Below are 18538 nucleotides of genomic sequence, written 5' to 3' on the forward strand. Positions count from 1 at the left end.
AATCGGCTCGGTTTGACCACTTGCGTCAACGATGATTGGCCCCTCGCTTCCTCTTCAAAAGGTCGTATTGTCGGTACGTTGGGCAAACTGAGAATTGCTGGTTGGTGCAGGCCTTCAGTCACATCGACGTCGTCGTACCGCGCGCCAATGCATGTAGAAGCGAACTCGCCGACGAACTCATCCGCACGCGCCTCAGTGCTCACGCGCCCCAAAACGTCCTCTACCTCATCTGGCGCGGCCCTTGGATGACCGTGGCGCGCGATACCTACATTTCGCGCATGCTGGCCCAGGTGAACTGGCGCACGTTCCCCGAGGTGAACGGCGGTGAGCATGGTGCCTTGCGCTATCCGGTCGTTCATGGCGACGAGCCCTGGCTCGCCGACGTGGACCGGGTCCTGCTGAGCTCCGAGCCGTATGCCTTCGGTCCGCAGCACTTCACCGAGGCGATGGCGATCTGCCCCAATGCCAATGCGAGCATCGTCGACGGCGAGTTGATCAGCTGGTACGGACCGCGGGCCGCTGCGGGCTTGCGCTACCTGCGCGGGCTTGCTGCCTGACTACACTGGGCGGATTCGAAAGACAGAGGAAGAGGGAAATGAACAGAAATGTGCTGGCCGCTGCTGCGGCCGTTGTTTTGCTGGGCGTGGCTGTCGTCGGCGGCGCCGCGGTCACCGGGGTTCAGGCCAAGAAGAAGCTGCAGGCCCAGCCCGCCGAGTGGCAGGCGCAATGGCCGCTGCTGAAGGTATCGGCTCAGAAGTACGAGTACGGCCTCTTCAGCTCTACAAACACGATGATGCTGCAGTTGGGCTGCAAAACCGCCAACCCAGTCAGCGGCATCACGATTCGCCAGCGCATCAAACACGGCCCGCTGCCGGGATTTTCGAGCTTCGGCGCGGCAGTGATCGACACTGAAGTTGTGGTGCCCGAAGCCGAGCGCAAGCAGTTCGTCGAGCTTATCGGCGACAAGTCGCCCTTTACGGCGCACACCGTGGTCGGCTTCGGCGGATCGATGAATACGCAGTTCTCGATCCCGGCCATCAACTACAAGTCAGCCAAGGGCGACCAGATCAATTGGCAGGGTCTTACTGGCGAGGTCCGCCAAAGCGGAGCCAGCCTGCGCTATGAGGTCGCGACGCCCGGCTTCAGCGCCTTGGGCAAGGACGACAAGATGTCCTTCGATATGAGGCTCTCCGCGTTGCGCATGCGCGGCGAGATGAACGGCACCGAAGGATCGTTCTGGATGTGGCCGGGTACAGGCGACCTGGACCTTGCGTTCTTTGAGATGTATGCGACGGCCGCGCCCGAACGCGGCATGCCGCCGGTCAAGATGACGCTGAACCAGCTCAAGGCTTCGTCGGAGAACAAGCGCGACAAGGACCTCCTGTCCAACAGCACGAAGTTCAGTGCCTCGGGCGTCATCAATGACGTTCGCGTCGACAAGTTCGAACTGCTGTCGTCCGTCAAGCGCCTGCACGCACCCACTTACCAGCGCCTCATCCAGCGCTTCATGGACACAAGCGCTGCGGCCTGCGAAATGAAGCAGGCGGTGTCGCCGCAGGTGATGCTGGCGCAGGTGCAACAGGACTTTGGTGCACTGCTTCCCTTCGACCCCCAGTACTCGGTCGACAAGCTTGCGGTCGAGATCGACGGCAAGCGCGCCGAGTTGTCATATTCAGTCGGCATCAACGGCGTAACGCCGGCCGACGCGCAGATGCCGTTGCAGGCGCTTGCGATGACCAAGGCGCAGCTCAAGGGCCAGGTCAAGCTACCCGTGGCGTGGATGGAAAAGGCCGTCACCCGCTTCGGCAATGGGCCGAATACACCGCAAAGCGACCCGGCGACGCAGGCCGAGATGGTCAGTTTGATGCTCGCCAAGTTCACGAATGACGGCCTCATCGTGCGCGAGGGCGACATGATCAGCTCGCAGGTCAGCTTCGACAGGGGGCAGTTGCTCGTCAACGGCAAGCCGGTGAATCGTGCGCCGCAGTAAGGACATGGCCCGGAATAAGTTCCCGTCTTGGGGGCGCTGGGCGGGATGCGATGCAAGGCGCTCCGAGCGCCGTGTGACGAGCCACACAAGTGAGGAGCAACGCCGCGGCGCGCCCGCCCGGCACCCCCAAAACGGCAAGTTGTTTCGGGCCATGTCCCAACCCGACACGAATGACCTCTCATGCGCGCGGGTTCGCCCCGCGCGCCAGAATCGCCCGCCATGGATCTTTATAAGCCGCTGATCGCGCTGTTGGCCATCGTGAATCCGATCGGCGTCGTGCCGTTCTTCATTCACTTCACGCAAAACCTCAACGGTGTTCAGCGCAAGCGCACGATCCGCGTGAGCGCTTTCACGGCCTTCATCGTCATCGCTGTGAGCGCAATGGCGGGCCTGAAGATCATCGAGTTCTTTGGCATCTCGCTTGCCTCCTTCCAGGTCGGCGGCGGCACGCTGCTGCTCATCTCCGCCATCCAGATGCTCAACGCCCAACCCGCCGAGGGCCGCAAGGAAGACGTGAGCGAGGGCGAGAACAAGATCGATGCGGGCGCGAGCATCGCCGTTGTGCCACTGACCATTCCGTTGCTCACCGGCCCGGCGACCATCTCGACGATGGTGATCTATGCGGACAAGACGCGCCACTGGTGGGAGATCGCGGTGCTGGTCGGCTATGGCGTGATCGTGGCGCTGGTGACCTTTCTGGTGTTCTCGGCATCGGGCCGGGTCGCGCGCGTGCTTGGGCAGACGGGCATCAACATCATGACGCGACTGATGGGGTTGATCCTCGCCGCGCTGGCCGTCGAGCTGCTGGCTGACGGGCTCACCAAGCTCTTCCCCATTCTTGCGAGCAATCTGCGATGAATGCTTCGAGGAATCCTTTGTGTGCACGGCTCGGCATCGAGCTGCCTGTCGTTCTTGCGCCGCTGGGCGGCGAATCGGCGAGCGCGGCACTCGTGGCAGCCGTGAGCAACGCCGGCGGGCTCGGTATTCTGGGTGCGGCGTACATGACACCTGCGCGCATGGACGAGGTGCTTGCGGAGATTCGGTCCTTGACCGACAAGCCCTTCGGCGTGAATCTGTTCTGCCCGCAGGAATGGAAGTGCGATGCAGCTCGCGAGGCTGCATTTGTCGCGCAGCTGTCCGTCTATCACGCTGAACTCGGCATGGCTGCGCCGCAGATTCCCGAACGCTTCGAGGAAGACTTCGAGTCGCAGTTCGACACTGTGCTGAAGGCCGCGCCAGCCGTTTTCACCTTCACCTTCGGCGACCTCGGGCGCGATCGCATTGCGGCTTTGCAGCAGCGCGGCACGCAAGTCTGGGGCACGGCAACACAGGTTCGTGAGGCCGTGCATCTTGCATCACTCGGCGTCGACGGCATCGTGGCGCAAGGTGCGGAGGCTGGCGCGCATCGCGGCACGTTTCTCGGTTCGCGCGACGAAGGGCTCGTCGGCACGATTGCCCTGGTGCCGCAGGTGGTGGACGCGGTCAAAGTGCCTGTGGTCGCGGCAGGAGGTATTGCCGATGCACGGGGTGTCGGGGCCGTGCAGGCCCTGGGCGCCAGCGCTGCGGCCGCCGGCACCGTGTTCCTGCTGGCCGACGAGTGCCCCATCTCGTCCGCCTATCGAGAGGCCTTGCAGCAGGGGCAAGACCACGAGACCGTGATGACACGGGCCTTCAGCGGTCGCTGGGCGCGCGGCCTCGACAACCGCTTCATGCGCGAATTCGCTGCAGCCGAGCTGCCCGACTTTCCGATCCCCAACGCATTGACGCGACCGCTGCGCCAGGCGGCCGGCAAAGCGGGGCGTGCCGAGTTCCTGTCGCTGTGGGCCGGTCAGGCGGTGGCGCTTTCCAAGCGTGCCCCGGCAGCGGAGATCGTGAAGAACCTCGCCGCCGGATGGCGCGACGAATGAAGCTGCAGCGAGCGTTGTCGGCCTCGTGATTCGGTCGAGCTCTGCTGCGTGTTGAGATTCGGCAGCGCAGTTCGTGCATGCCTCGTCGCCCCGGACACAGAGCCACAATGAGGCGATGACCGAGCCCACCTACGACTACATCATTTGCGGTGCGGGCACCGCGGGCTGCCTGCTGGCGAATCGGCTGAGCGCTGATCGTGGCAAGAAGGTGCTGCTGATCGAGGCAGGCGGCAAGGACGACTACCACTGGATTCACATTCCGGTGGGCTACCTGTACTGCATCGGCAATCCGCGCACCGACTGGCTCTACTACACCGACGAAGACCCGGGCCTGAACGGCCGCAGGCTGCGCTATCCGCGCGGCAAGGTGCTGGGCGGCTCGTCGAGCATCAACGGCATGATCTACATGCGGGGCCAGGCACGTGACTACGACCATTGGAGCGCGCTCGGCAACCCCGGATGGAGCTGGCGCGAATGCCTGCCCTACTTCCTCAAGCACGAGGACTACTACAAAGGCGCCGACGAATTCCATGCCGCACCCGGCCACGACCCCAAGGGCCTGCGCCAGGGGGGCGAATGGCGGGTGGAAAGGCAGCGGCTGCGCTGGGATGTGCTTGATGCATTCGCCGAGGCCGCGCAGCAGGCGGGCATTCCTCACAGCGAAGACTTCAACCGCGGCAACAACGAAGGTGTCGGCTACTTCCAGGTGAACCAGAAGAGGGGTACGCGCTGGAATGCGACCCGCGGCTTCCTGCATCCCATTCTCGATCGCGACAACCTGCAGGTTTGGACAGGGGCGCACATTTCGCGCGTGCTGACCGAGCGCAGCGATGCGGGTCTGCGAGCAAGCGGAATCGAAGTCATGCCGCTGGGTGGTGGCGAACGCGTGCGTGCACTGGCGACACGCGAAGTCATCCTCTGTACCGGTGCCGTCGGCACGCCGCAGTTGCTGCAACTCTCAGGCATCGGTCCGGCCGGGCTGCTCAGGCAACACCGCATCGACATCGTGCGCGACCTGCCGGGTGTCGGCGAGAACCTGCAAGACCATTTGCAGATCCGATCGGTCTACAGCGTCAAAGGCGTGAAGACGCTCAACACCATGGCGAACTCGCTCTGGGGGAAGGCGCTGATCGGTCTGGAGTACGTTTTCAAGCGGAGCGGTCCGATGAGCATGGCACCGTCGCAGCTCGGTGCCTTTACACGCAGCGATGCAGCCAGGCCCTACCCCAACATCCAGTACCACGTACAGCCCTTGTCACTTGATGCATTCGGCGAGCCGCTGCATTCCTTCGATGCCTTCACTGCGAGCGTTTGCAACCTGAATCCGACGAGCCGCGGCGCGGTGCGCATCCGCACTCCAGATCCGAAGGACGCGCCGAGCATCCGCGCCAACTACCTCAGCACCCAAGAAGACCGTCGCGTTGCCGCCGATTCATTGCGGGTCACGCGGCGCATTGTGTCGCAGCCGGCGCTGGAGAAATACAAGCCAAAGGAAGTGAAGCCGGGCCTTCAGTTTCAAACCGATGAAGAACTCGCGAAGCTCGCAGGCGACATCGGAACGACGATCTTTCATCCGGTGGGAACGGCGAAGATGGGGCCTGCGAGCGATGCTTTGGCCGTGGTCGATGCGCGCCTCAGGGTGCACGGCGTTGCCGGGTTGCGCGTGGTCGATGCGAGCGTGATGCCGACCATCACCAGCGGCAATACGAACTCGCCGACGCTGATGATCGCGGAGCGAGCAGCGCAGTGGATCGCCGAAGACGCGGTCTTATGTTCCGTGAATCACTGCACTGGTGCAGTGAACGTCCTTTGCCGCTGATGCACACTTGCACCCATGCCCTCGGCGACCAACAACGCAACCCCTTTGCTCGTGGCCGGCTTGTGCGCACAGTGGTGCGGCACCTGCCGGGAATACAAGCCACTCTTCGACCAGCAGGCCAAGGCCTTTGGCGACCGTGCCCGCTTCGCCTGGGTCGACGTCGAAGACCATGACGAGGTGCTCGGCGCGATCGACGTCGAAAACTTCCCGACGCTCTTGATCGCGCGCGGCGACGAAGTGCTGTTCTACGGTGTCGTCACACCGCATGCACAGACCCTTGCGCGACTCATCCAGACTGCGATGGACGGTGACCTGAAGTCTGTGCACGATCCCGATCTCGCCGGCCTCCCGCAGCGCGTACGCTCCGCGTTGTGACGCCGTCTTTGCCAACGGAGGAGTCCATGATGGCCACACTCGCCGAATTCATCGAGCAAGCCTGGAACGATCATGTGGACGACCTCGCGGGGGTGACCTCGCGATTGGACCAGGGGCTGTCGCTGCTCGACCGATTTCCCGAGCAGCTTGGCGACTTCCTGCAACTGGCCGAGCACGTGCATCTGGCGCACCACGGCAACCCCGACGCGTTGCAGGCTGTGCTCGACAGGGTCACTCCCGTCCTGGCAGTGCAGGTCGATGCGAAACCTTTCGCCGACCGCGCAAGACTTGCGATGAAGCTGCTGCGCGACGAGGCGTGTGGCGAGCCGTTACTCCCGACGCCGGCCGTTGTTCGAGCACACGGTGCAGCCGCCTGTGGCTTCATCGCCCGGGGAGAGTTTCCAAAGGCGCGGCGGCTTCTTCAATCTGCAACGTCGCTCGCACGCGATGCCGCCGTGGCTATCCGTACCGACGCAAAGAAGGCGCTCGCTGCCTCCTGCAACAACGCCGCGACTGTGCTGCTCGACCTGCCGCGTTCGCCCGAAGTGGATGCATTGATGTTCGAGGCCGCCGCGCTCTCGCGCAGCACCTGGGGCGAGATCGGCACCTGGCTGAACGTCGAACGGGCTGAGTATCTGTTGGCCTTGTGCGCGAGTGCTGTCGGTGACGGACCACGGGCTGTCGAACACGCCCAGCTCTGCGAATCGATCTGCGAGACCAACAGTGCCGATGCCTTCGAAATCTTCTTTGCTCGCGAGGCCATGGCAAAAGCCCTCCTGACAAGTGGCGATCGTCATGCGGCCGACAAGGACTCGCAACGCATGCAGGCCTTGCTGATGCAGATCGCCGATGAAGGTCAGCGTGCGCAGGCCTCGTCGACACTCGACAAACTGATTGCACTGATGAAGGCCTAGCGCGATCGCAAAGGCTTCTCTATGATCGCTCCAAACACTGCGAGAGCAGGTCAGGGAGCGCAATGGATCGACTCGGTTGGTGGTGGAGGCGTGAGCGCCTCGCATCGGCGTCGCCGCCACTTGACGGCTTGGGCATGCGCCCTATTGCTCTCGCCGACCATGATTTCCTTTGTTCCCTATACGTCTCCACGCGCGCCCACGAGGTCGCCGCGACGGGCTGGCCTGACATCGAAAGCAAGCGCTTTCTCGAACAGCAGTTCGAATTCCAGCACCGCTACTACCAAGAGCACTACGCTGCCGCCGACTTCCTGCTGTTGACGCGCGACGCGCAACCCGTGGGGCGCCTGTACTGGTGGGAGAGTGATCGACAAGGCGATCGCGGCGAACCTCGTGCGTCTTTGATCGACATGAGCCTGCTGGCTGACGAACGCGGTCGCGGCGTGGGCTCCGCCTTGCTGACGCTGATGGTTGCCCACGCAGACCATTCGGGACGGGTTGTCGAACTGCATGTCGAGGCGAATAACCCGGCGCTTCGGCTGTACCGCCGATTCGGCTTCGAGCCAGTCGGCGGCAACCACGTCCACGTGAAGATGCGACGCAACGCGCGCGCGTCGGACAGGACCCCCGTCGAGGAGCCTGCGCCATGAATCTGCCCAGCCTGGAACGCTTGAGCTGCGACGTGGGCCGCGAGCATGCGCTGCTTGCTGGCGATCGAGAGCCCGTAGCGGTCGAGCTCCGGTCAGCCACGAAGGGTGTGCCGATGAACGCCCGCCATTGTTGCTATGCAGCCGAGTTCGCCCTTCCCGCCGGCGTGCGATTCGAACAGGCGAACTACACGCTCGTCGCCGGCGACGACACCTGGCCTGATCTGTTGATGACGCCCATCGGTCCCGACGAGGATGGTCGCCAGTTGATGCAGGTCGTCTTCCACTACCCGATTCCCCAGACGACGGTGGCTTGTCCGCCCGAAGTCTGAATCCGCGCGACACAGCGCTTCTCGTAGCAGTCCGTTCATCAACTTGAGGAACATGTCATGAGCGATCCGTTTCTGGGTGAAATCCGCATCGTCGGCTTCAACTTCGCGCCGAGGGACTGGTCCATGTGCCAGGGACAAACGATGTCCATTCAGCAAAACGCGGCGTTGTTTTCCCTGCTCGGCACGACCTTCGGCGGAGATGGCGTGTCCAACTTCAAATTGCCCGACTTCCAGGGGCGAAGCCCGGTCGGCATGGGTAGCGGGGCGGGTCTTTCCACCATCGTGCAAGGCGAACAAAGCGGCACGGAAAGCGTGACGATGGTGTCGAACCAGATGCCCATGCACACGCACACGGCGCAAGCCACCGTCGGCATCCCCGCCGTCGCGGCAAGCACCAACGTGGCGGCAGTCCCTTCGGAAACCACGGTTCTTGGGCCGATTTCCGCGGGCGGCCGGCCGGGCACCTTGTACAGCTCGGATGCGGCCAACACCAACCTGAAACCGTTCAGCGCGCCTGTGACGGTCGGCACTGCGGGCGCAAGCCAGCCTTTGGGGATCCGCAACCCCTTCCTGGGCACGAACTTCATCATTGCGATGTCGGGCATCTTCCCCTCGCGGCCTTGACGCTTCCGGGTGGCGCGCCGGCCACCCTTGCATCCTTGGACTGACATTGAAATGCACGATTGGGAGCGCAATATGAAGAACGCATCTGAAGGGCGGATCGCCGCGACGCAGGAACGTACGCGTCGAACCACTCCAATGATGTTCGCGCTCGAGCCGCGCATCATGTTCGACGGCGCCGCCGCACTCACTGCGGTAGATGCCGCCGCGCACAGCGACTCCGCGCATGCCGTTGCGGGTCCCGACAAATCTGCACCCCCAGCGAAGGAAAGCCCGGCCCCTGCTGCCATCGCCCCGCCCGCGGTGCAGGGCGATCAGGCCGATCGGCATCAGGTGGTCTTCGTCGACACCCATGTGCGCGACTACCAGAAGCTCATCGACAGCATTGGCCTGAACGCCGAAGTCGTCGTGCTGGACCAGAACGGCGACGGCTTGGCCCAGATGGCTGGCTACCTCGCGGGGCGCCACGGCATCGATGCCGTTCACCTGATCTCGCACGGTTCGGAAGGCGCATTTCAAGCCGGCAATGTCTGGCTGAGTGCCGAGAACCTCGACGCGCACACCGACGCCTTGGCACAAGTCGGCGCGTCGCTCAGCAAGGATGGCGACATCCTGCTGTATGGCTGCAATGTCGGTGCCGATGCATCGGGGCGCGCGTTCGTTCAGGCCCTGGCCGACATCACCGGTGCCGACATTGCCGCCTCCAGCAACGCGACCGGCGCTGCAAGCCGAGGCGGAGACTGGAATCTGGAGGTCCACCAGGGTCTTGTGGAGGCGGCCAGCCTGGCGGCGTACAGCTATGCGGACCTTCTGGCGTCTGTCAACGACCCATTCATTACGGACCCCACCGGCGGCTCACAAGTCACCAGTTTCACCCAAGTCCTGGGTGGTGTGTCATTCACCTTCACGTTCACCAGTGATGGCGATGGTGGAAGCATGACCTATGACAACACTTATGCACAGGGTTCGGGGGGCTCGAATTCGATCTTTCCGCTATCTAGGGTCATCAATAACACTAGCACAACGGAACGGTTCACCATCACCCGCACTGATGGAAGCGGTTTCACCTTCACCTCACTCTTTGTCAATAACAGCTACGGACCCCAAGCCGTCACGGTGGGGGGATACAACAATGGCGTGCTCGTTGGGTCTACCCAGTCCGTCGGTGCGGGTAATTCGGGAGGAACACTGAACTTCGGTGGAATTGGAGTCGACGAAGTGCGCATGACGTCGACGGACATGAACTTCGACTTCGACGACTTCATCGGGGACACCGATCCCCCCGTCCGCGTCACCAGTGCCACCTACGATGCCAGCAGCGGTGTGCTCGCAGTCACGGCCTCGGGCATCACCACGAACGACACCATCAATGTCAGCAAACTGACGCTGACCGGGCAAGGCGGAGGTACCTACACGCTGACCTCCACCAACGTCACGGCCAGCAGCGGGACTGCTTTTTCAGTGACGCTGAACGCGGCGGACAAGCTGGCCGTCAACGGACTGCTCAACAAGGTCGGCACCTCGTCAGTCGGCGGGACAACCTTCAAACTTGCAGCAGCTGCCAACTGGGATGTGAACGCCAGCGCCCTCGCCGACCTGACCGGCAACGGCGTCACCGTCAGCAACGTCACCTCGCCCGCCATCACCTCCGCCACCTACGACTCGAACACGCATGTGCTCACGGTGACCGGTACAAACATGGTTGGCACCGTCGGAGGCACCAACGACATCACCGTGTCGAAGCTGACATTCACAGGCGAAGGCGGCAGCACCTACACATTGACCACGACAGACGTCGAAGTCAGCAGTGCCACCTCATTCTCCGTAACGCTGAATGCCACCGACCGCGCCCAGGTCGAGGCGATGCTCAACAAGAACGGAACGTCCTCCATGAGCGGCACGACGTACAACCTGTCCGCGGAGGACGACTGGGATAGCGTCATCAACAACACCAACACCTCAGACACCACGAACGGCGTGACCGTTTCCAACGTGCCGGATCCGAGCATCGCGAGTGCCACCTACGACGCCAGCACCGGTTCGCTGGTGGTCACCGGAACGGGTTTCGTCTCGCGCAGCGGCGCGACCAACGACATCGTTGCCAACAAGTTCACCTTGAGCGGCGATGGTGGCAGCCGCTACACGCTGACCGACACCGCCAACGTCGACATCACCTCGGGAACGTCGTTCACGCTCACATTGAGCGCCACCGACAAAGCGGCGGTCGACCTCATCATCAACAAGAACGGTGGTCTCTCAACCGACATCAGCACCTACACGCTCGACGCCGCCGACGACTGGGCTGCAGGAGCGGATGCATCGGTCGACGTGTCGGATTCCGGCGACCACATCACGGCCAGCAACGTGGCCGTGCCCACGATCACCAGCGCCGCTTACAACGCCAGCACCGGTGCGTTGCTGGTCACGGGAACGGGCTTCCACATACTCACGGGCGTCCCGGCCAACGACATCGTCGCGAACAAGTTCACCTTCACCGGCGAGGGCGCCAGCCCCTACACGCTGACCGACACGGCCAATGTCGAGGTTGCCTCCGGTACCAGCTTCACGCTCACGCTGAGCGCGACCGACAAGGCGGCGATCAACCAGATCATCAACAAGAACGGCACGTCCTCTACCAGCGGCACCACCTACAACCTCTCCGCTGCCGAAGACTGGGCCGCGGGCGCCGATTCCGCGGTGGTCGTTGCAGACCTGACCGGCAACGGCATCACGGCCAGCAATGTAGCTGTGCCGACGATCACCAGTGCGACCTACAACGCCAGCACAGGCGCATTGGTCGTGACCGGCACAGGCTTCCTGAAGCTCAACGGTGCGACCAATGACATCGACTTGTCCAAGCTGATCTTCACCGGCGAAGGCGGCAACACCTATACGCTGACGACGACAAGCGTCGAAATCACGTCCGGGACATCGTTCGCGGTGACGCTGAACGCCACCGACAAGGCGGCGATCAACACGATCGTCAACAAGAACGGCACCAGCTCGACCAGCGCCACCACCTACAACCTCGCTGCCGCCGAGGATTGGGCTGCGGGCGCCGATGCCGCCGTGGCGGTGGCCGACCTGACAGGCATCGGCTTCACGGCCAGCAACGTGGCCGTTCCGGCGATTACGAGCGCGACCTACAACGCAAGCACCGGCGCCCTGGTCGTCACGGGAACCGGCTTCCTGTCACTGACGGGAGCCACCAACGACATCGTCGCCAACAAGCTCACCTTCGCCGGAGAAGGCGGCGGCACCTACACGTTGACCGACACTGCCAACGTCGAGATCACGTCCGGCACGGCGTTCACACTGACCTTGAGCGCCACCGACGAGGCGGCGATCAACCAGATCATCAACAAGAACGGCACCAGCTCGACCGGTGCGACGACCTACAACCTCGCTGCCGCAGAGGATTGGGCAGCCGGTGCAGACGCCGCCGTGGTGGTGGCGGACTTGACGGGAAACGGCATCACGGCCAGCAATGTCGCTGTGCCGACGATCACCAGTGCGGCTTACGACGCCAGCACAGGCGCCTTGGTCGTGAGCGGCACGGGCTTCCTGAAGCTCAGTGGTGCGACCAATGACATCGATGTGTCCAAGCTGACCTTCACCGGCGAGGGCGGCAGCACCTACACGCTGACGACGACAAGCGTTGAAATCACGTCTGGGACATCGTTCGCGGTGACGCTGAATGCCACTGACAAGGCGGCGATCAACATGATCGTCAACAAGAACGGCGCCAGCTCGACCGGCGGCACCACCTACAACCTCGCCGCTGCCGAGGACTGGGCTGCGGGCGCCAATGCCGCCGTCGCTGTGGCCGACCTGACAGGCAACGGCATCACGGCCAGCAACGTGGCCGTGCCGACGATCACAAGTGCGACCTTCAACGCCAGCACCGGCGCCCTGGTCGTGACCGGCACAGGGTACGCGTCGCTGTCAGGTGCCACCAACGACATCGTTGCCAACAAGTTCACCTTCACTGGAGAAGGCGGCAGCACCTACACGCTGACCGACACCGCCAATGTCGAGATCACCTCCGGCACGGCATTCACACTGACGTTGAGCGCGACCGACAAGGCGGCGATCAACCAGATCGTCAACAAGAACGGCACCAGTTCGACAGGTGGCACGACCTTCAATCTGGCGGCAGCAGAAGACTGGGCTGCGGGCGCGGATTCAGCGGTCGTCATTGCCGACCTCACCGGCAACGGCATCACGGTTTCCAACGTGTCGACGCCCACGGTCACCAGTGCCACTTACAACGCCAGTACCGGTGCCCTGGTCGTCACGGGAACGGGTTTCCTGTCACTGAGCGGAGCCACCAACGACATCGTCGCCAACAAGTTCACCCTCACCGGAGAAGGCGGCAGCACCTATACGCTGACCGACACCGCCAACGTCGAGATCACCTCCGGCACGGCATTCACACTGACGTTGAGTGCCACCGACAAAGCCGCCATCAACCAGATCGTCAACAAGAACGGCACCAGCTCGACCAGCGCGACGAGCTACAACTTCGCGGCGGCCGAGGACTGGGCAGCCGGCGCCGATGCGGCTGTTGCCGTGGCCGACCTTTCAGGCAACGGCATCACCGCGAGCAATGTCTCGGCACCCACCATCACCAGCGCCACCTATGACGCCAACACCGGCATCCTGTTGGTCACCGGTACCGGTTTTCTGAAGCTGTCGGGTGCGTCCAACGACATCGACGTGTCCAAGCTGACCTTGTCCGGCGACTCGACGAGCTACGCGCTCACGAGTTCCAGCGTCGAGATCACGAGCGGGACCTCGTTCTCCATCAGCTTGAACGCAACGGACATGGCCGCCCTCGTGCCGCGCCTGAACAAGGATGGAAGCTCATCTCTCGGCAGCGTGACCTACAACCTCGCCGCGGCCGAGGACTGGGCCGCGGGTGCAGCGGCGGCGGTGACGGTGGCCGACCTCAGCGGCAACGGCATCACAGTGAGCAACTCCAATGCCGCGCCTGTGATTAGCAATCTCTCGGGCGACAGCGTCTTCTTCACCGAAGGCGGCTCAGGCATCGTTCTCGACAGCGGTACCGTCGCCACCGTGACCGACGCCGATTCCGCGGACTTCAGCGGCGGCGCCCTCACCGTCTCGATCACGGCCGGCGGCACGTCAGCGGAAGACTTGCTTGGCATCGACACCAGCGGCACGGTGTCACTCAGCGCGGGTGTCACGGTGGGCAGCCATGTGTCCATCAGCGGCGTCGACATCGGAACGATCAGCAGCAACGGTGCCAGCGGTGACAACCTGGTGATCGACTTCAATGGCAATGCCACGGCAGCGCGCGCCACCACGCTGGTACGTGCCATCACCTACCAAAACAGCAACGTCATCCAGCCCGACACCACCAGCCGCACCGTCGGCTTCACGGTGACAGACGGCGATGGCGGGACCAGCAGCACCGCGAGCACCACCGTGTTGCTGAGCGCCGTCAACGACGCTCCGACCCTCGGCGCCACCGGTGGATCGCCCACCTACACAGAGAACGGCAGCGCCGTTGATCTCTTCAGCGCAGTCTCGATCAGCACCGTCGAAACCGGGCAGGCCATCAGCCAGATCACGCTCACCGTCAGCCATGTGGCCGACGGCAGCAACGAGATCATGGGCATCGACGGGACCGACGTCACGCTCATCAATGGCAGCTCCGGCACCACCGCCACGAACGGCATGGCGTACTCGGTGAGCATGGCCGGCAGCACCGCCACCGTCACGATCAGCAAGATCGCCGGTATCACCACCGCGGCCGCCCAGACCCTGGTCGACGGCATGACCTACCGCAACACCAGCGAAGCGCCCGACACCGCCAGCCGCACGGTCACGCTCACCAGCATCACCGACGATGGCGGCTCGGCCAACGGCGGTGTTGACACCACCAGCATGTCGGTGGGGGCCACCGTTGTCATCGACGCCGTCAATGACGCACCAACGTTGTCCGGCGGACCGTATGTTTTCGCCAGCACCGACGAAGACTCCACCTCAGGCGGCGTTACTGTTGCCGCCGTGCTGGCGGGCGCCTCCTATGCCGACGTGGACAGCAGCGCCTCGTCCGGCATCGCCGTGACCGCCGTCAGCGCAAATGGCAACTGGCAATACTCGACCGATGGCAGCACTTGGACCAGTTTCGGCTCGGTGTCGGATGGCGCCGCATTGCTGCTGAGTTCGGCCACGCAGGTGCGCTATGTGCCTGACGGCATCGCCGGCGAAACCGCCACCCTCGCCTTCCGCGCCTGGGACCAGACCAGTGGCGTCGCTTCCACCAACGGCACGCGGCAGACGGCAGACGCCACCAGCAACGGCGGCACCACCGCGTTTTCCATTGGCACTGCGCAAGGCAGCATCGTCGTCAGCGCTGTCAACGACGCGCCCACGGTCACCACGTCGGGCGCAAACGCGAGCTTCGTCGAGGCCAACAACCTCGCTTCGACACCCGTCGTTGTCGATGGCGGCCTCACGCTCGCCGACGTGGACAACAGCACGCTCGCCGGGGCCACGGTGAGCATCACCGGCAACTTCGCCGCTGGGCAGGACGTGCTTGCCTTCACCAACAACCCATCGACCATGGGCAACGTCAGCGCCAGCTACGACGCCAGCAGCGGCGTGCTCACCCTGAGCTCTGCCGGCGCCACCGCCACCACGGCGCAATGGCAATCCGCGCTGCGTTCGGTGACCTACACCAACAGCTCGGACACACCCAGCAGCAGCCCGCGCACGATCTCCTTTGCCGCGAATGACGGCAGCCTCACCGGCCCCGCGGCCACCCGCAGCCTCACTATCACCGGCGTGGACGACACGCCCATCGTGAGCACCAGCGGCGAAGGGGCCAGCGCCACCGAAGGCGTCCCGGTCGCGGTGGACAACGGGTTGTCGTTGTCGGATGCCGACAGCAGCACGTTCGCCGGCGCCACCGTGAGCATCACCACCAATTTCGTCGCGGGCCAGGACGTGCTGGCCTTCGCCAATACCGACAGCGCGACCTTCGGCAACATCGCGGCCAGCTACGCTGCGGGAACGGGCGTTCTCACGCTGACTTCCGCAGGTGCCACGGCGAGTGTGGCGCAGTGGCAGGCGGCGCTGCGCGAGGTCAACTACACCAACAGCTCCGACATCCCGGACACGTCCACGCGCACGGTGAGCTTCGTTGTCAGCGACGGCAGTTCAAACAGCGCGGCGGCCACTCGATCGGTGAACGTGGTCAGCATCAACGACGCGCCCGTCAATGGCGTGCCCGCCTCGCAAAACGTTTTCCAGGACGCGACGCTGGTGTTCAGCAGTGCCAACGGAAATCTCATTTCGGTGACCGACGTGGACGCCGGCGGCGGCACCGTGCGCGCGACCTTGACTGCAGACCATGGATTGCTGACGCTGTCGGGCACGAGTGGCCTCAGCTTCGTCGTCGGCAGCGGCTCGGGCGATGCGACCATGACCTTCGATGGCACGCTGTCGAACATCAACGCTGCGCTCAACGGGCTGGTCTTCACACCCACGGCCGGCTACAAGGGCGCTGCCAGCCTGCAGGTCGTGAGCAGCGACCTCGGCCTCAGCGGCAGCGGAGGCACCCTGACCGACAGCGACACCGTTGCCATTACCGTGGACCCCATCAACCCCGTGGTGTCAACCGTGAACGTGAGCAGCCCAGATGGCAGCTACAAGCTCGGCGACACCATCACCGCGACAGTCAACTTCGACCAAGCGGTCACGGTGGACACCGCTGGCGGAACGCCCTCGCTGCTGCTCGAAACTGGCAGCGTCGATCGAAGCGCGAGCTATGTGTCGGGCTCTGGCACCAACACGCTGACGTTCTCCTACACCGTTCAGGCAGGTGACGTCAGCAGCGACCTCGACTATTCATCCACCGGCGCGCTGGCGCTCAACGGCGCCACGATCCAAAGCGCCACGAGCGTCGATGCCGTACTGACGCTGCCGGCCACCGGCAGCGCGAACTCGATCGCGGGCCAGCACGACATCGTGATCGATGGGGTCGCGCCGACCGTCAGCAGCGTGAGCGTGCCTGCGAACGACACCTACGTGGCCGGCCAAAACCTGGACTTCACGGTCCACTACAGCGAAGCCGTCGTCGTTGACACAACAAGCGGCACACCACGCATAGCCGTGACGCTCGACACCGGTGGAACGGTGTACGCAAGCTATTTCTCGGGCTCCGGTTCGACGGCGCTTGTCTTCCGGCTGACGGTCGCGAGCGGTGAGCTCGATTCCAATGGCATCTCGCTCGGCGCCAGCATCGATGCGAATGGCGGTGCATTGCACGACGCGGTGGGCAACAACGCCGTGGCATTGCTCAACGCAGTGGATTCAAACGCCGGCGTGTTCATCGATGCGATAGATCCCACTGTCGCCAGCGTGTCCGTCCCGATCAATGGCATCTACAAGGTTGGCGACGCGCTGAGCTTCAGCGTCAACGCCAGCGAAGCCGTGTTGGTCAATACCGCGGGCGGTGTGCCAAGGCTTGCACTGGACATGGGTGGCACGACGGCCTATGCGAGCTATGTCTCAGGTTCCGGCAGCGGCACGCTGGTGTTCGAGTACACGGTGCAAGCCGGTGACACCGCTGCTGACGGCATTGCAGTCGGCAGCCTGCAAGCCAATGGCGCTACTTTGCGCGATGCCGCAGGCAACTCCATGGTGCTTGCGCTCAACGGCGTGCCGGCCATAGGCGGCATCATCGTCGACACCACCGCGCCCGTCGTCGACGCCATCACCCGTGACAGTGCCACGCCGACGTCGGCGCAGTCGGTCGGCTACACCGTGCAGTTCTCCGAAGACGTGACCGGCTTGAATGCGGCGGACTTCGCGCTCATCAAGCATGGCCGCGCCGACGGCGACGTGCTTTCCGTGACGCAGGTCAATGCACACACCTACATCGTGTCGATCGGCCATCTCGCGGGCGCTGGCCAGATCGCGCTGCGGCTCGTCGGTGGCGGCAGTGGCGTGGCAGACGCCGCCGGCAACATCCTCGCTGGCAACACCGACGGCGGTGCCTACGAGCTCGTGCCCGTGCCCACCACTCCGCCGGGACCGCCCGTTCCGCCCCACGAGCCTCCGGCTCCGCCCGCCCCCGCACCGCAGCCGTGGACCCCGCCGATCACCTTCAACCCGACCGAGCCGGTCAACCAGGTCAACACGCCGACGATCAACCCGATATCAAGCCCCGCTTCAGGCCAGGTCACGACCGGGCCCGCGAACGTCACCGATTCGCGGGTGCCGGATGCTGTGGCCATCAACAGCGTGACGATCGTGCCGCGCCCCGAGCTGCGATCGAGCTTTATCGAAACCGGCGTGGGCACTGCACGGGGCCTGCAGGCCTTGCCGGAGAGCGGCGATTTCGTGGTGCGCGCCGGCCAGCCGCTGAGCATCGGCCTGCCGGCCTCGACCTTCACCCACAGCGACCGGGGCGAGCAGATCACGATCGAGGCTCGACTCGCCAACGGGCGCCCCTTGCCCGGGTGGCTGAAGTTCGATCCCGTCAACGGGACGCTTTCCGGCCGGGCGCCAGACGGTAATAACCAGAAGTTGCAGGTCGAGATCATCGCCCGCGACAGCAAGGGCAACCGCGTCAGTTCGCACGTCGAGATCGATGTGAAGGCGCAGGCAGCCCCCAGCGTCAGGGTTGACCGTGAGGTGCAGTCGCGAGGCAAGGTGTCCGTCATTGATGCCGACGAGTTTGAGCTCGGCGAGTTGCCGCTCCTCTTGGCCGAGCGATCCGCCGAGCCGTCGGCGCGTGCCAGCCTCGCGGCGCAGTTCAGTCGCCACGGCGCGGCAGCGCGCCAGGCCGAACGCGCTGCCCTGCTCGAGCACCTTCGATCCGCGGCCGCAGAGCAGGGTTGGGCGTCACTGAACCCCATCACGAGCTGAGCACTCTTCAAACCGAAGAACAACTGCGGC

General features: G+C 64.0%; 11 protein-coding genes. All 11 read left to right on the forward strand.

What is annotated here, in order from left to right; genetic code table 11:
* The first annotated feature begins 104 nt into the window (after window positions 1-104).
* Window positions 105-557: a helical backbone metal receptor gene (locus AC30NL_RS03505; protein ID WP_489462642.1), complete on the forward strand. Its 453-nt coding sequence runs from the start codon at window positions 105-107 to the stop codon at window positions 555-557.
* Between the two features lie 38 nt (window positions 558-595).
* Complete coding sequence (locus tag AC30NL_RS03510) at window positions 596-1990, forward strand: YdgA family protein (RefSeq protein WP_489462624.1); 1395 nt, start codon at window positions 596-598, stop codon at window positions 1988-1990.
* 219 nt (window positions 1991-2209) lie between these two features.
* Entirely contained in the window at window positions 2210-2848 is a 639-nt protein-coding gene (locus AC30NL_RS03515) for a MarC family protein (protein WP_489462625.1), read from the forward strand.
* Entirely contained in the window at window positions 2845-3897 is a 1053-nt protein-coding gene (locus AC30NL_RS03520; RefSeq protein ID WP_489462626.1) for an NAD(P)H-dependent flavin oxidoreductase, read from the forward strand. The genes AC30NL_RS03515 and AC30NL_RS03520 overlap by 4 nt, the downstream gene beginning before the upstream one ends.
* A gap of 115 nt (window positions 3898-4012) precedes the next feature.
* Window positions 4013-5716 carry a GMC family oxidoreductase gene (locus AC30NL_RS03525; protein WP_489462627.1) on the forward strand — a complete coding sequence of 568 codons (1704 nt, stop codon included), beginning with the start codon at window positions 4013-4015 and terminating at the stop codon, window positions 5714-5716.
* A 15-nt stretch (window positions 5717-5731) separates the two neighbouring features.
* Window positions 5732-6091 (forward strand): thioredoxin family protein, encoded by a 360-nt coding sequence (locus AC30NL_RS03530; protein WP_489462628.1) that lies wholly within the window; start codon window positions 5732-5734, stop codon window positions 6089-6091.
* Window positions 6092-6117: 26 nt separating this feature from the next.
* The gene (locus tag AC30NL_RS03535) at window positions 6118-7005 is read left to right on the forward strand and encodes a hypothetical protein (RefSeq protein WP_489462629.1); all 888 of its coding nucleotides are present in this window, start codon (window positions 6118-6120) and stop codon (window positions 7003-7005) included.
* A gap of 62 nt (window positions 7006-7067) precedes the next feature.
* Window positions 7068-7652 (forward strand): GNAT family N-acetyltransferase, encoded by a 585-nt coding sequence (locus AC30NL_RS03540; RefSeq protein WP_489462630.1) that lies wholly within the window; start codon window positions 7068-7070, stop codon window positions 7650-7652.
* A complete protein-coding gene (locus tag AC30NL_RS03545) occupies window positions 7649-7981 on the forward strand; it encodes a DUF6916 family protein (RefSeq protein WP_489462631.1) in 333 nt (110 codons plus the stop codon). The genes AC30NL_RS03540 and AC30NL_RS03545 overlap by 4 nt, the downstream gene beginning before the upstream one ends.
* A gap of 57 nt (window positions 7982-8038) precedes the next feature.
* Window positions 8039-8605 (forward strand): phage tail protein, encoded by a 567-nt coding sequence (locus AC30NL_RS03550; protein WP_489462632.1) that lies wholly within the window; start codon window positions 8039-8041, stop codon window positions 8603-8605.
* A gap of 72 nt (window positions 8606-8677) precedes the next feature.
* Window positions 8678-18508: a DUF4347 domain-containing protein gene (locus AC30NL_RS03555; RefSeq protein ID WP_489462633.1), complete on the forward strand. Its 9831-nt coding sequence runs from the start codon at window positions 8678-8680 to the stop codon at window positions 18506-18508.
* Window positions 18509-18538: the final 30 nt, after the last annotated feature.

It is taken from the genome of Rhizobacter sp. (assembly GCA_021153565.1).
Classification (GTDB): Bacteria; Pseudomonadota; Gammaproteobacteria; order Burkholderiales; family Burkholderiaceae_C; genus Albitalea.

Coding starts and splice junctions, on each gene's coding strand:
- AC30NL_RS03555 (WP_489462633.1), top strand. CDS start 8,678: ATGAAGAACGCATCTGAAGGGCGGATCGCCGCGACGCAGGAACGTACG.
- AC30NL_RS03550 (WP_489462632.1), top strand. CDS start 8,039: ATGAGCGATCCGTTTCTGGGTGAAATCCGCATCGTCGGCTTCAACTTC.
- AC30NL_RS03535 (WP_489462629.1), top strand. CDS start 6,118: ATGATGGCCACACTCGCCGAATTCATCGAGCAAGCCTGGAACGATCAT.
- AC30NL_RS03545 (WP_489462631.1), top strand. CDS start 7,649: ATGAATCTGCCCAGCCTGGAACGCTTGAGCTGCGACGTGGGCCGCGAG.
- AC30NL_RS03530 (WP_489462628.1), top strand. CDS start 5,732: ATGCCCTCGGCGACCAACAACGCAACCCCTTTGCTCGTGGCCGGCTTG.
- AC30NL_RS03525 (WP_489462627.1), top strand. CDS start 4,013: ATGACCGAGCCCACCTACGACTACATCATTTGCGGTGCGGGCACCGCG.
- AC30NL_RS03520 (WP_489462626.1), top strand. CDS start 2,845: ATGAATGCTTCGAGGAATCCTTTGTGTGCACGGCTCGGCATCGAGCTG.
- AC30NL_RS03510 (WP_489462624.1), top strand. CDS start 596: ATGAACAGAAATGTGCTGGCCGCTGCTGCGGCCGTTGTTTTGCTGGGC.
- AC30NL_RS03540 (WP_489462630.1), top strand. CDS start 7,068: ATGGATCGACTCGGTTGGTGGTGGAGGCGTGAGCGCCTCGCATCGGCG.
- AC30NL_RS03515 (WP_489462625.1), top strand. CDS start 2,210: ATGGATCTTTATAAGCCGCTGATCGCGCTGTTGGCCATCGTGAATCCG.